Raw genomic sequence first — 14,635 nt, 5'->3', positions numbered from 1 at the left:
TTGCTGCCGGTGCCCGGCAGATCGCGGGACAAGCCACGCTCCTACCATTGCGAGTTGCGTTCTACCGGCTCGTGTAACCCCCATCAATCGGCAACGACACACCACTGATCATCGACGCCGCGCTGCTCAGCAGGAACAGGATCGGCGCCGCGACTTCTGCGGTTTCAGCGAAGCGGCCGAGGGGAATGGCTGCCAGCGCCGGGTCGCGTTTGCTCGGCTCACTCCAGGCCATCTGCGCCATGGGCGTCAGGGTCACAGTCGGGTTCACGCTGTTGACGCGAATCCCGTGCCGGCCCCATTCGCCACACTGCACACGGCTCATGGCATCCATCGCGCCCTTTGACGCGCAGTAGCTCAAGTGATCGTCCAGCGCCACCAATGAGGCTTGGCTCGACACGTTGACGATGCTCCCCGCCACGCCTTCAGCGATCATCTTCTTCGCCACTGCCCCCGCGATCATCGCCGCCGCCCGCACATTGACCGACATGACCTGATCGAACGCCTCAGCGCTCACCTCGGTCGCGGACTCCAATATGGAAATCCCGGCGCAGTTGACCAGGCCGTGCATCACCGGCAAGTCCGCCAGCACTGCGGCCAATGACGGCTGATCAGCCACGTCCACGCGCAACGCCAAACAGCCCTGCCCCGCGAGCTTTTCCAGCGCCGACGCATCGCGGCCGATGGCATACACCTCGGCGCCGCTGCTCAACAGTTGCTGCGCGACCTCCCAGCCAATGCCGCTGCTGGCGCCGGTGACCAAAATGCGCTGGCCGCTGAAATCAAATTGAGCCGTGTTCACAGTCACGCTCCCTGCAAGCGATGCATGATCGGTTTCAGCGCCGGGTACAGCGCCACGTAATCGGCGAACAGCCGCGAATACAGCGCGACGTTCTCCGTTTGAGGCTCGGCCCGTAGCTCCAGTTGGACCCAGCCTTTGTGGACCTGCGCCTCATCCACCAGACCGACCGCATGAGCAGCGAGCAGCGCGGCACCGAGCGCCGCTTCGACTTCCTGGACGATGGTGTAGACCGGAAAGTTGGTGACGTCGGCGATGATCTGCATCCACAGGTCCGAGTGGCTGGCACCGCCGACCACGATCAGCCGAGGGTCCAGGGATTGCGCCCCTTTGGTGCCCGCTTCGATGTTGTGCCGAAGCGCGAAAGTGACGCCTTCGAGCACCGCGCGATACAGATGAATTCGACTGTGATAGAGGCTCAGGCCGACAAAGCTGCCGCTGGCTTTGGCGTCCCATACCGGACTGCGCTCGCCCATCAGGTACGGCTGGAACAGCACGCCGTCGCTACCGGCCGGGATCTTCATCGCAGCGCGTTCGAGTATCACGTGGCTGTCTTCGCCGGTCTCGCGGCCTTGCTGCTCTTCAGCCTGACAGAACTGCTCGCGAAACCAGCTGACCGAGGCGCCGGCGGTGATTGCGCCGCCGAAGATGTAGAGGTCCTTCGCGCCGTTGAAGACGTGGGGAAAACTGACCAGGCCGTGCCGGGCGTCTACCTGCTGATTGAGGTAGCCCCAGCACATGCTGGTGCCGATCATCGCCACGTGATTGCCGGCCTGGGTGACGCCCGCAGCGAAGGTCGCCATGGCGGCATCGACACCGCCACCGAGCAGCGGAATGTCAGGGGTGAGCCCAAGGCGGTCGGCCCATTCGGGCAACAAGCCACCGACCACATCACCGGAGTGAACCAGGCGCTCGGGCATCATCGACGCCGGGATGCCCAGCGCGTCGAGCATCTCTGCCGACCAGCCCCGCGCCTTGACGTCGTAGACACCGCCGATGTTGCCGGCAGAACTGTGGTCCACCGCGACCTCGCCGGTCAGGCAGTAATTGACGTAGCTGTTGGGCGGTAGCAGGTAGCGCGTGTCGGCCCAGACTTGCGGCTGTTTGTCCTTGAGCCAGAGCATTTTGGTGAAGCCGTAATAGCTGTCCACCGAGTTGCCGGTGATCGTGTACAGCCGCTCAAGGTCGACGTGTTGATTGACCCACTCGACCTGGGCTTCGGCGCGGCGGTCCATCCAGATCAGGCACGGGTACAAGGGCTTGATCTGAGCATCGACGGCAATGCCGGAGCCGCCATACAGGCTGCTGACACACAGGGCTTTGACGCTGTCTTTGGGCAACGCGCTTTTGCGCATGCAGGCGGCGACACAGATTTCCACGGCGTCGAGCCAGACCTGCGGCCATTGTTCGGCCCAGCGCGGTTTGGGGGTGTCGACCTTATAACTGTGGCTGTGCTGCGCGATGATCCGGCCTTGGGCATCGACCAGTAACGCCTTGGTGCTTTGGGTGCCGATGTCGACACCGATGACGTAATCCATCCGGGTGCGCTCTAGTTGTTATTGGGTTGTTTGAGGCGTGCCACGGTCCCCTGTAGGAGCCATCGGAGGTCACGACGGTCGCGAAAGCGTTGTGTCAGGTACACCGCATCGCGACCGTCGTAACCTCCGATGGCTCCTACAGAGACAGCGTTATGCGTTGACCGGCTTGAGCAGCACCTTGATCGACTTGGTCGAATCGGCCAGGGCGAACGCTTCGGCGTAGTCGTCCAGACCGAAGTCGTGGGTGACGATGCCTTCCGATGTCACCAGCCCGCGCTCGAACAGGTCGATGGCGATCGGGTAGCAATAGGGCCCCAGGTGAGCGCCGCGTACGTCCAGTTCTTTACGATCGCCGATGATCGACCAGTCAGCGCTGGTCTCGGCGCCGAACACGCTGAACTCCACAAAGCGGCCCAGCTTGCGGATCAGATCAAGGCCTTGGGTAACACCGATCGGCACGCCCGTGGTCTCGATGTAAACGTCGCAGCCGTAGCCATCGGTGAGCCCGTTGATGATCTCTTTCGCGTTGTCTCGGCTCGGGTTGATCACCACGTCGGCGCCGAATTTTTTCGCCAGCTCCAGGCGCTCGTCGACCATGTCGATGACCACCAGCTTCTTCGGCGTTTTCAGCGCAGCGACCTGCACCATGCACAGACCGAGGGTGCCGGCGCCGGCAATCACCAGCACGTCGTCGAGCTGAACATCACCACGGTTGACGGTGTGAATCGAGCAGGCCATCGGCTCGATCAGCGCCGAATCTTCCAGTGAAACCGACTCGGGAATGTGGTGCACGATGGCGGTTTTAGGGATGCGCATGTACTGCGCCATGCCGCCCTCGGCGACGTCTTTCTGGAAGCCGAAGATGTTGTGCACTTCGCACATCCAGTACTTGCCGGACTTGCAAAACTTGCACTTCTCGCACGGGACGATCTGCTCGGCGATGACCTTGTCACCCACCTTCACGCCGAAGTGTTCTTCAGCGCCCTCGCCCACCGAGTCGACATAACCGAAAAACTCGTGGCCGGGCACCACAGGCGCTTTCACCCACGGGCTCTCGCCGCCCCAGAACATCGCCGCGCCCGAGTGGCATTTGCAGTCACTGGCGCAGATCCCGCAGGCTCCGATGCGGATCACCAGTTCATTGGCCCGCGCAACGGGTTTACTGATCTGCTCCAGACGGTAGTCTTTCGGAGCATGGCAGACGACGGCTTGCATGGTGTTTTTTGTGTTTTGTTCCATGTCGGGTTACCTGTTTTGATGTTTGGATGACGGCTGAGATAGCCGATATCGTTTCAAATTCATCAGTGACTGGACCGGCCCTATCGCGAGCAAGCTCACTCCTACAATGATCGCGTCGCCCTGTAGGAGTGAGCTTGCTCGCGATGAGGCAGGCACGGACGTCGCAGATCCATCATTTATGCCGCTGCCGACTGATGAAAATCGCCAGCAAAATGATTCCGCCCTTGATCACGCTTTGCACATAGGGCGACACGCCGAGCATATTCAGGCCGTTGTTCAGCACGCCCAACAGCATCGCGCCCACCAGCGTGCCGATGATCACGCCCCGCCCGCCGGCAATCGACGCACCGCCGAGCACCACAGCCGCAATAGCGTCCAGTTCGAACCCAACGCCGGCGTTCGGTTGCCCGCTCATCAGCCGTGACGACAACACCAGTCCGGCAATCGCTGCCGTCAGCCCGCTGATCGAGTACACCAGCAGCTTGAACCGCGAGGCGCGCACGCCGGACAGCCGCACGGCTTCTTCGTTACCACCGATGGCGTAAATGTAGCGACCGACGCGGGTGTGCTGCAGCAGCACCCAGGCGAAAAAGTAGGTCGCCAGCATGATCAGGATAGGCACTTGAATGCCGAACAGCGTGCCGCGTCCGAACCAGGCGAACCAGTCCGGCATCCCCGCAATCGGGTAGCCGTCGGTGTACATCAGGCCCAGTCCGCGCGCGATGCCCATGGTCGCCAGCGTGACGATGATCGGCGGCATTTTCAGGTAAGCCACAAAGATACCGTTGCCCACCCCGAAGCCCACACCAATCAGCAAGCCGATGAGGATCGCGATCGGCGCCGGGACGCCTGCCACCATCAGCCCGGTGGTCAGCGTGCCGGACAATGCCATCACTGGACCCACCGACAAATCGATACCGCCGGTGAGGATCACGCAGGTCATGCCGACCGCGATGATTGCGTTGATCGACACCTGACGGGCGATGTTTTCCAGGTTCGCGCCGGTGAGAAACTTGTCGCTGGCGAAAATCATGAAGACCGTCACCACCACCAGCCCCACGAAGGGATAAAAGGCGGGCGAGCGGATCAATCGAGCGAAGTTGAGCTGCATCCGGTTGGGCTGCGCGGTCATGGGTTTAATGGAGGTGTTCACTGTTCAGGCTCCCGGTGGCATGGCGCATCACTTCCTGCGGATTGATGGCCGAAGCCTCCAGCACATTGACGATAGCGCCCTTGTTGAAAACGGCCACGCGGTCGCACATACCGATGATTTCCGGCAGTTCCGAAGAGATCATGATGATCGCGAAGCCTTGTTCGGTGAGTGTGCGCATCAGGGTGTAGATCTCCGCTTTCGCGCCCACGTCGATGCCTCGGGTCGGTTCGTCGAAGATCAGGATGTCGCAGTGGTGATTGATCCAGCGCGCGATGACAACCTTCTGCTGATTGCCGCCGCTGAGGTTAATCACGCGGCTTTCACAGCTCGGCGCCTTGATCGACAGCTGCTTCATCAGCTCGGCAGTGGTGGTGTCCTCCTTGTGCCGGTCGAGCAGGTGCGCCGCGCCTTCGTACTTGCCCAGATTGTTCAGGGAGATGTTCTCGCGAATGGTGAAATCCACGATCAGCCCTTCGCTCTTGCGGCTTTCCGGCAGCAGTCCAATGCCACTGGCGAGCGCCTGCGCCGGATCATTGAGGTGCGCCGGCTGCCCCCGCAGCAGCACATCCTTGCTGACCACCGGCAACGCGCCGATCACGCCCAGCGCCAGCTCGGTACGCCCGGACCCTACCAGCCCGGCGAAGCCGAGAATCTCGCCCTTGTGCAGGTTGAAGCTGTTGTGTGGACCATTGCGGGTCAGCTGGATGTCACGCACTTGCAGCACTACTTCGCCTTGGGCGCGGGACTGCTTGGGCGGAAAGCTCGCTTCCAGGCGTCGCCCCACCATCATCTCCACCAGCGTGTCGATGTCGCTGTTGGCGACGGTCAGGGCGCCCACGTTGGCGCCATCGCGCAGCACACTAATGCGGTCGCAGACCTGAAAAATCTCTTCCAGATGGTGGGAGATAAAGATGACCGCCACGCCCTGGCTTTTCAGCTCGCGCATGATGTCGAACAGCAGCGCGGCCTCGGACGGCGTCAGGGTGGCGGTCGGTTCGTCGAGAATCAGCAACCGCGCTTCAAGGGCAAGTGCCTTGGCGATCTCGACAAACTGCTGCTCGGCAACGCTCAAGTGCTGCACCGAACAATCCAGATTGATCTTCACGCCGAGGCGGTCGAACAGCGCGATGGCTTTCTCGCGCATCTCGCCTTTACGCAACAAGCCGAAGCCATTGACGATCTCGTGGCCGAGGAAAATATTCTCCACGGCATTGAGATAGGGGATCAGGCTGAACTCCTGAAAGACAATGCCGATACCGGCGGCGATGGCCTCGTTGTAGGTCGCGAAATGCTGCTCCGCGCCATCAATGAGAATGCTGCCTTTGTCCTGATGTTCGACGCCCGCGAGGATCTTCATCAGGGTCGATTTGCCCGCACCGTTTTCACCGAGCAGCGCGTGGATTTCGCCGCGCTCGACCTGCAGATTGATCGACTTGAGCGCCTGCACGCCCGGGTAGCTTTTACAGATGTTTTCCAATTGCAGAAGGCAGCTCATGGGCACCTCGTCGCAGCAGAACATCGCTGCGCAACTCACAAGAATCCGGGGCCAAACTCCCTGGCCAGAACCCGTGGCGCCCGCCTGACCGAAAACCTCAGGCGAGCAGCGCCACGGCCGTTACCAGGTGAAGGTTTTCGCCTTCGCCTGATCCACCAGCAGGATGTCGACCGGAATGGTCGCCGGGACTTGTGAGCCCCACTTCTTGGCGAGCGCCAGCCCGAGGGCGAGACGTACCTGATCGCGAGGGTATTGGGCGGAAGTGGCGATGAACTTGCTGTTGGGCTTCTGGATTTCCTTGATGGCTTCGGGCGCGCCGTCGACGCTGGTCAGCTTGACGTCCATGCCGCTGGATTGAATAGCGGCCAGGGCACCGAGGGAACCGTTGTCGTTGACGCTGAACAGGCCTTTGAGATTGGGCTGCGCCTGCAGCATGTTTTCAGTCACGGTCAGCGCCTGATCACGCTCCTGCTTGCCGTTCTGAATGCTGACGATCTTGATGTCTTTGTACTTGCCCAGCGCCTCTTTACAGCCGCGCACGCGCTCAAGAATCGGCACCACCGCGATGCCGTCGAGAATCCCGACGTCACCCTTCTCGCCGATGTTCTTGGCCAGGTAATCGCAGGCCTGAACACCCGCGTCGAAGTTCTTCGAGCCAACGAACGAGTCCAGTGGGCCATTGGCCTGAGCGTCAACGGCAACCACTACAACGCCTTTGTCATGGGCCTGCTTGACGGCGGACTGAACGCCGACCGAATCGGTGGGGTTGATGATCAGGATATCGATGCCTTTCTGCAGCATGTCTTCGATGTCGCTGATCTGCTTGGACACGTCATGGCGCGCGTCAGTGACCAGCAGCGTTGCGCCGATGCTGGCAGTCGCATCCTGAAGGGCGTCCTTCATGGTCACGAAATAGGGGTTATTGATCTCTTGAAACGAGGCACCGATTTTCAGCGGACCGGTCTTTGCGGCGTCGGCGGCTTGAACATTGAGGGCGCTGCCGCAGGCGACAGCAACGGCGATAGAACAGAGAACGGCGGAAAAGCCTTTCTTGAGGCGAGTTGTCATAGCGAAAAATCCCGTTGTTTTTATTGTTAAAGCGGAAATGTCATCGTTAACATTTTCGAAATTAGCAGAGAAACAAGGGGGCCGCAATATCCGCTGGCGACCGTTGGTAAGCCCGGCATCACGACCGTTGGCGAGTTTCCTGGCCGGGCGCGTTGACAGACTAAAGATCTCTGCCGATACTCCAGCTCGCGTTGTACGACAACGCATAACCGATAACAAAAATAAAAAGGAATGCTTCCATGACGATGACTGTCGATCGGCGCCTGTCGCCTCAGCAAACCCGCTACCCCTCCCTTTTTCATTCTGCTTTCTCCGCTCTGGCTGTGCCCGCGTGTGCGCCTGTGTTTGCCTAGGCAGCCGTCAGCGATTGATCGACACGACCGTTTCGATCAGGCAGTAAGCCTCATTCAAAACCGGTGACTTGAGCACCGCTGTCCATGCCTTCGGCGTCCTGGCGGCGACCTTCGGTGCGGGACCGTTTTGTCAGCAGAAAGGGAGAACAATAAGAAATGAAGATCCAGACCAACCGTTCGTGGCTGTTGCTTGGCGCTGGCAGCGTCGCATTCAGCCTGCCGTTGATGAGCCTCGCTGAAGGTTTTATCGATGACACCAAGGCCACGCTCAACCTGCGCAATGCCTATTTCAACCGCAACTTCACCAATGCGGCGAACCCTCAGAACTACGCGGAAGAGTGGACGCAAAACTTCATCCTTGATGTGAAATCGGGATTCACACCGGGCACGGTCGGCTTCGGCCTTGATGTGCTGGGTCTTTATTCGCAAAAGCTCGATGGTGGCAAGGGGACGGGCGGCACTCAGCTGTTGCCGATCCATGATGACGGGCGCCCCGCCGACAACTTCGGCCGCCTGGGTGTGGCGGCGAAAGCGCGAGTTTCCAACACGGAATTGAAGATCGGCGAATGGATGCCGGTGCTGCCGATCCTGCGCTCCGATGACGGTCGTTCTCTGCCGCAAACCTTCCGCGGCGGGCAGATCACCTCCAAGGAAATCGCCGGCCTGACGCTGTACGGCGGCCAGTTCCGCGGCAACAGCCCACGCAATGACGCGAGCATGGAAGACATGTTCATGAACGGCAAATCCGCTGCGTTCAAGTCGGACCGCTTCAACTTTGGCGGCGGCGAATACACCTTCAACGAGAAGCGCACCCAGGTCGGGCTCTGGTACGCACAGCTGGAAGACGTCTACCAGCAGGAGTTCTTGAATCTCATCCACAAGCAGCCGATCGGCGACTGGACCCTGGGTGCCAACCTGGGCTACTTCCTCGGCAAAGAGGACGGCAACAAGCTGGCCGGCGAGCTGGATAACAAGACCGCCTACGCCATGCTGTCCGCCAACTACAAGGGCAACACCGTCTACCTGGGCCTGCAAAAGGTCTATGGCGACGACCAGTGGATGCGCGTCAACGGCACCAGCGGCGGCACGCTGGCCAACGACAGTTACAACTCCAGCTACGACAATGCCAAGGAGCGCTCCTGGCAACTGCGTCACGACCTGGACTTCGCGATATTCGGCGTCCCCGGCCTGACGATGATGAACCGCTACATCAGCGGCGATAACGTGCACACCGGCACCGTGACCGACGGCAAGGAGTGGGGACGTGAATCCGAGCTGGCGTATACGGTGCAGAGCGGCACGTTCAAGAGCCTCAACGTCCGGTGGCGCAACTCCTCGATGCGCCGTGATTACAGCACTAACGAGTTCGATGAAAACCGAGTGTTTGTGAGCTACCCGATCTCGCTGATGTAAGGGGCAAACGCCGTCGCATGCAGTGAGTGGGACCGGCTTTAGCCGGGAAAGCGTCAGGCGTCACACCGCAAAAGTGATGCTGCTCAAACTGGCCTTTTCCCGGCTGAAGCCGGTCCCACTAGAACACCGCGTGCAGTCAGTGGGACCGGCTTTAGCCGGGAAGGCGTCGGGTGTCACATTGCAGAAGTGATGCTGCTCAAACTGGACTCTTCCCGGCTGAAGCCGGTCCCAGTAGAACACCGCGTCTAGTCAATGGGGCTGGCTGTGGCTGCACTGGAACACCGCGTGCAGTCAGTGGGACCGGCTTTAGCCGGGAAGGCGTCGGGTGTCACACTGCAAAAGTGATGCTGCTCAAACTGGCCTCTTCCCGGCTGAAGCCGGTCCCACTATAGGACTGCATACCCCTGGTGGGACCGGCTTTAGCCGGGAAAGCGTCGAGCCTGACACTGCTAAGTGAAGGCACGGCATTCTCCCGGCATCTGCACTGTTCGGACGACATTTTCAGACCGGCGTCAAACGGGCTTACACCTTCGTCGCGTTGACAAAATTTGAGAGCGCTGTTGATAATCCCGCAAACGTCATACGACAACCGATGACACCATAAAAACAACATCAGAATCAGGGCTTCCCACGATGACTGAATTCAACGCCCAGGCCCCGCTCAACCGTATTTTGCTGACGGGCGCCGCTGGCGGCCTCGGTAAAGTCCTGCGCGAAAGCCTGCGTCCGTTTGCCAGGATCCTGCGCCTTTCCGATATCGCCGACATGGCACCGGCAGCCGGCCCCCACGAAGAAATCCAGATCTGCGACCTGGCCGACAAAAACGCGGTTCATCAGTTGGTCGACGGCGTCGATGCCATCGTCCACTTCGGCGGCGTCTCGGTGGAGCGATCCTTTGAGGAAATCCTCGGCCCGAACATTTGCGGCATCTTCCACATCTACGAAGCAGCGCGCCGGCATGGTGTGAAGCGGGTGATCTTCGCCAGTTCCAACCACGTCATCGGCTTCTACCGCCAGGATGAAGTCATCGACGCCAGCGCCATGCGTCGCCCGGACAGCTATTACGGCTTGTCGAAATCCTACGGCGAAGACATGGCCAGTTTCTATTTCGATCGCTACGGCATCGAGACCGTCAGCATCCGCATCGGCTCCTCATTCCCTGAAGCCCAGAACCGCCGCATGCTCGCCAGCTGGCTGAGCTACGACGACCTGACCCAACTGATCGAGCGCGGCCTGTTCTCTCCGAACGTCGGCCACACCATCGTTTACGGCGCATCGGACAACAGCAAGGTCTGGTGGGATAACCGCCTGGCCAATCATCTGGGCTATCAGCCGAAAGACAGCTCCGAGCAGTTCCGCGCCAAGGTGGAAGCGCAGCCGATGCCGGCGTCCGATGACCCCGCCATGGTTTATCAGGGCGGGGCGTTCGTAGCGAACGGGCCGTTCGGCGACGAGTAAGACTCAACGACGAAGCCGACTGCGATGTCGGCCTCTCACCATCAAAATCAGGGAATGATCGTCATGGACGCAGAGCTGATTCTCGATGCACGCAACGCCACCGGTGAGTCGCCGGTATGGAACGCCCAGGAACAGGCGCTTTACTGGGTCGACATTCCGGCCCGTCACCTCCATCGCTGGAGCTCCCAAGACGGTCTCACCACACGCTGGGAAGCACCGGAAATGCTCGCTTGCATCGCACGCTACAGCGACGGCAGCTGGCTGGCCGGCATGGAAAGCGGCCTGTTCCACCTTCATCCCCAGAACGATGGCACTGTCACTACGCAACTGCTGAGCAGCGTCAAACACGCCAGCGACAATATGCGTTTCAACGACGGTCGCTGCGATCGCCAGGGCCGTTTCTGGGCCGGCACCATGTTCATGGACATGGCGAAGGCGTCGGCCGTAGGTTCGGTGTATCGCTACAGCGCCGACCAGACCGAACCGCTGACCGCGCAGATTACCGACATGATCGTGCCTAATGGACTGGGCTTCAGCCCGGACGGCCGTGTCATGTACCTTTCCGACTCCCACCCCTCCGTGCAGAAGATCTGGGCGTTCGATTACGACATCGACACCGGCACGCCGCACAACCGCCGGCTGTTCGTGGACATGAATCAGCACGCCGGCCGCCCTGATGGCGCAGCGGTCGACGCCGATGGCTGCTACTGGATCTGTGGCAACGATGAAGGCGTGATCCATCGCTTCACTCCCGAGGGCAAGCTGGATCGCTCGCTCACCGTGCCAGTCAAAAAGCCCGCGATGTGCGCCTTCGGCGGCTCGAATCTGGACACCCTTTACGTCACCTCGATACACCCCGGCGGCGACATCAGCGACCAGCCGCTGGCTGGCGGCGTGTTTGCGTTAAACCCCGGAGTGAAGGGCCTCGAAGAACCCCTGTTTAAAGGCTGAGCCAGAGACTCGGCCAACGCTGCGCCGCCTTACCGCTTTCCCGTTCGATCTGAAAAAACAATAACAACACCGGAGAACATCCATGGACTTCAAACGCAAGTTGATCCTCGCCGCACTCCCTTTGGCGCTGTGCCTTTCAAACACAGCGCTGGCCGAAATCAAAATCAAGTTCGCTGAAGTACACCCCGCAGGTTACCCACCTGTTGTCGCTGAACAGAACATGGGCAAGAAACTGGAAGAGCAAAGCAAAGGCGAGATCAGCTTCAAGATGTTCGCCGGCGGTGTGCTCGGCTCCGAGAAGGAAGTCGTCGAGCAGGTCCAGGCCAACGCCGTCCAGATGACCCGCATCAGCCTCGGCATCGTCGGGCCCGTTGTGCCGGACGTGAACGTCTTCAACCTGCCCTTCGTGTTCCGAGATCACGCCCACATGCGCCACGTGATCGATGGGCCGATCGGCCAGGAGATCCTCGACAAAATCACTCAATCCGAAGCCAAGCTGGTCGCGTTGGCCTGGATGGACGGCGGCACGCGCAACCTCTACACCAAGAAGCCGGTACGCGACGTAGCCGACCTCAAGGGCATGAAGATCCGCGTGCAGGGCAATCCGGTGTTCATCGACACTATCAACGCGATGGGCGGCAACGGCATTGCCATGGCGACGGGCGAGATTTTCAGCGCCCTGCAGACCGGCGTGATCGACGGCGCCGAGAACAACATGCCTACCCTGCTCGAGCACAACCACTATCAGAACGCGAAGTTCTACACCCTCACCGAGCATTTGATCCTGCCGGAGCCGGTGGTGATGTCAAAAGCCGCCTGGGAAAAACTGAACCCGGAGCAACAGGCGCTGGTGAAGAAGCTGGCGGTCGAAGCCCAGGCTGAAGAGCGTGTCTTGTGGGACAAAAAGTCTGCCGAGAGCGAAACCAAGCTGAAGGCGGCAGGCGTCGAGTTCATCACGCTGACGCCTGACCAGAAGAAAGCCTTCTACGACGCGACAGCGAGCGTGCGAGACAAATACGGCGCGCCCTTCACCGACCTGATCAAGCGCATCGAAGCGGTTCAATAAGTCCTTCAGCCCGATAGCACTGCGGTGGCGGCCCTGGCCGTTCACCGTCGTTGTGGTGAGCCTATGAAAAACACGATTCTGCGTTTCAATGACGCACTGTATCGCCTCTGCATCGGGATCGCGGGCCTGTCGATGCTGACCATGGCGCTGATCATCCCGTGGGGCATCTTCACCCGCTACGTCTTGGGTACCGGCTCTAGCTGGCCGGAACCCACCGCCATTCTGCTGATGGTGGTGTTCACCTTCTTTGGCGCCGCCGCCAGTTACCGGGCCGGCGCTCACATGGCCGTGAATATGGCCACTGACCGCCTGCCGGAAGCCGCGCGTAATGCCGCCGCTGTGCTGGTGCAAATCCTCATGGCCGTGGTGTGCGTATTCATGGCGGTCAAGGGCATGAAGCTGTGCCTGAGTACCTGGAACCAGTTTCTGGGCGAGATGCCGTCATTGCGGGTTGGGATTTCCTACCTGCCGATTCCCATCGGTGGCGCACTGACGTTGATCTTCGTCCTGGAGAAACTGTTCCTGGGGGACCAGCGTCACCGTCGGGTGGTGAGTTACGACTTGGTCGAATCCAGCGAAGAGGCAGCATGATGGACGCATTTATTCTGTTGGGCAGCTTCATCGCACTGATCCTGGTCGGCATGCCGGTGGCATTCGCTCTGGGCCTGTCTGCGCTGATCGGTGCGTGGTGGATCGAGATCCCTTTCGACGCACTGATGATTCAGGTCGCGGGTGGCGTGAACAAGTTCTCGCTGCTGGCGATCCCGTTCTTCGTGCTGGCCGGCGCGATCATGGCCGAAGGCGGGATGTCACGGCGTCTGGTGGCGTTCGCCGGTGTTCTGGTCGGCTTCGTGCGCGGCGGGCTGTCGCTGGTGAACATCGTCGCCTCGACGTTCTTCGGCGCCATCTCCGGCTCGTCGGTGGCCGACACCGCGTCGGTGGGTTCGGTGCTGATTCCGGAGATGGAACGCAACGGCTATCCCCGGGACTTCTCCACCGCGGTGACGGTGAGTGGCTCGGTGCAAGCGTTGCTGACGCCCCCCAGCCACAACTCGGTGCTGTATTCGCTGGCCGCCGGCGGAACGGTGTCGATCGCCTCGCTGTTCATGGCCGGAATCATGCCGGGTCTGCTGCTCAGCGCCGTGTTGATGGTGCTGTGCATGATCTTCGCCCGTAAGCGTAATTACCCGAAGGGCGAAGTGATCCCGCTGCGCAAGGCGCTGAAAATTGCCGGTGAAGCACTGTGGGGCATGATGGCGATGGTGATCATCCTCGGCGGTATCCTGTCGGGCGTGTTTACCGCCACCGAGTCCGCTGCGATCGCTGTGCTGTGGGCGTTCTTCGTGACCATGTTCATCTACCGCGATTACAAGTGGCGTGACCTCCCCAAGCTGATGCATCGGGCCGTGCGCACGGTGTCCATCGTGATGATCCTGATCGGTTTCGCCGCCAGCTTCGGTTACATCCTGACGCTGATGGAAATCCCGATGAAGATCACCACAGCGTTCCTGACGCTGTCGGACAACCGCTACGTGATCCTGATGTGCATCAACGTCATGTTGCTGCTGCTGGGCACGGTGATGGACATGGCGCCGCTGATCCTCATCCTCACCCCGATCCTTTTGCCGGTGATCGTCGGTATCGGCGTCGATCCGGTGCACTTCGGGATGATCATGCTGGTCAATCTCGGCATCGGTCTGATAACGCCGCCTGTGGGGGCTGTGCTCTTCGTCGGCGCTGCAGTCGGCAAGGTGACGATCGAGGCCACGGTGAAAGCGCTGCTGCCGTTCTATGTGGCGCTGTTCCTGGTACTGATGGCGGTGACGTACATCCCTGCGATCTCGCTGTGGCTGCCAAGCGTGGTGCTGTAAATCACGTGAGTCGAAAGCGCTGAGAAAACGCCCTCTTTCCGAGGGCGTTTTGCTTAGTGGTCCACGTAGACATCGTCGCCTGTCTCAAAGACCAAAAGGAATTCGACATATTCAGTGACACAAACTCGTTACGCTTCATCGCGCGCCTAAATCGGGCGATCTGCGTCGATCTGTTTCAGAAACGGACAGAAAACAGCAATTTCTCCCATGAAAATAAACATTTGGAAATATTCT

General features: G+C 60.2%; 12 protein-coding genes. 6 read left to right on the top strand and 6 right to left on the bottom strand.

The genetic code is table 11. The annotated features are described in order from the left end of the window. Nucleotides 1-61: 61 nt before the first annotated feature. From ACYAR8_RS07925 to ACYAR8_RS07900, 6 genes are all read right to left on the bottom strand, one after another. A complete protein-coding gene (locus ACYAR8_RS07925; RefSeq protein WP_074888547.1) occupies nt 62-799 on the bottom strand; it encodes an SDR family oxidoreductase in 738 nt (245 codons plus the stop codon). Nucleotides 800-801: 2 nt separating this feature from the next. Further along, nucleotides 802-2,334, bottom strand: a complete 1,533-nt coding sequence (locus ACYAR8_RS07920) for an FGGY-family carbohydrate kinase (protein WP_463579559.1) — start codon at nt 2,332-2,334, stop codon at nt 802-804. Nucleotides 2,335-2,484: 150 nt separating this feature from the next. Further along, nucleotides 2,485-3,573, bottom strand: coding sequence for an alcohol dehydrogenase catalytic domain-containing protein (locus tag ACYAR8_RS07915; RefSeq protein ID WP_463579558.1), 1,089 nt, complete (start codon nt 3,571-3,573; stop codon nt 2,485-2,487). A gap of 172 nt (nt 3,574-3,745) precedes the next feature. Further along, the gene (locus ACYAR8_RS07910; RefSeq protein ID WP_074888538.1) at nt 3,746-4,705 is read right to left on the bottom strand and encodes an ABC transporter permease; all 960 of its coding nucleotides are present in this window, start codon (nt 4,703-4,705) and stop codon (nt 3,746-3,748) included. Between the two features lie 4 nt (nt 4,706-4,709). Beyond that, complete coding sequence (locus tag ACYAR8_RS07905; RefSeq protein ID WP_463579557.1) at nt 4,710-6,221, bottom strand: sugar ABC transporter ATP-binding protein; 1,512 nt, start codon at nt 6,219-6,221, stop codon at nt 4,710-4,712. 120 nt (nt 6,222-6,341) lie between these two features. After that, nucleotides 6,342-7,289 carry a substrate-binding domain-containing protein gene (locus ACYAR8_RS07900; RefSeq protein ID WP_463579556.1) on the bottom strand — a complete coding sequence of 316 codons (948 nt, stop codon included), beginning with the start codon at nt 7,287-7,289 and terminating at the stop codon, nt 6,342-6,344. A gap of 509 nt (nt 7,290-7,798) precedes the next feature. Between ACYAR8_RS07900 and ACYAR8_RS07895 the strand changes: the two genes are divergently transcribed. The 6 genes from ACYAR8_RS07895 to ACYAR8_RS07870 all read left to right on the top strand — a co-directional run bounded on the left by ACYAR8_RS07895 (nt 7,799) and on the right by ACYAR8_RS07870 (nt 14,401). Continuing rightward, entirely contained in the window at nt 7,799-9,055 is a 1,257-nt protein-coding gene (locus ACYAR8_RS07895) for an OprD family porin (RefSeq protein ID WP_463579555.1), read from the top strand. Nucleotides 9,056-9,688: 633 nt separating this feature from the next. Further along, nucleotides 9,689-10,513: an NAD-dependent epimerase/dehydratase family protein gene (locus tag ACYAR8_RS07890; protein WP_074888529.1), complete on the top strand. Its 825-nt coding sequence runs from the start codon at nt 9,689-9,691 to the stop codon at nt 10,511-10,513. A 63-nt stretch (nt 10,514-10,576) separates the two neighbouring features. Beyond that, on the top strand, nt 10,577-11,464 hold the full coding sequence (locus ACYAR8_RS07885) for an SMP-30/gluconolactonase/LRE family protein (protein WP_463579554.1): 888 nt from the start codon (nt 10,577-10,579) through the stop codon (nt 11,462-11,464). A gap of 82 nt (nt 11,465-11,546) precedes the next feature. Beyond that, entirely contained in the window at nt 11,547-12,530 is a 984-nt protein-coding gene (locus tag ACYAR8_RS07880; protein ID WP_463579553.1) for a TRAP transporter substrate-binding protein, read from the top strand. Nucleotides 12,531-12,593: 63 nt separating this feature from the next. Further along, on the top strand, nt 12,594-13,121 hold the full coding sequence (locus ACYAR8_RS07875) for a TRAP transporter small permease (RefSeq protein ID WP_463579552.1): 528 nt from the start codon (nt 12,594-12,596) through the stop codon (nt 13,119-13,121). After that, nucleotides 13,121-14,401, top strand: coding sequence for a TRAP transporter large permease (locus tag ACYAR8_RS07870; protein ID WP_074888520.1), 1,281 nt, complete (start codon nt 13,121-13,123; stop codon nt 14,399-14,401). Before ACYAR8_RS07875 ends, ACYAR8_RS07870 begins: the two co-directional genes overlap by 1 nt. Nucleotides 14,402-14,635: the final 234 nt, after the last annotated feature.

This window comes from Pseudomonas sp. HP_01 (genome assembly GCF_055284355.1).
Note: the sequence above shows the minus strand (reverse complement) of the source record. Positions and strands in the feature narration are given on the sequence as shown.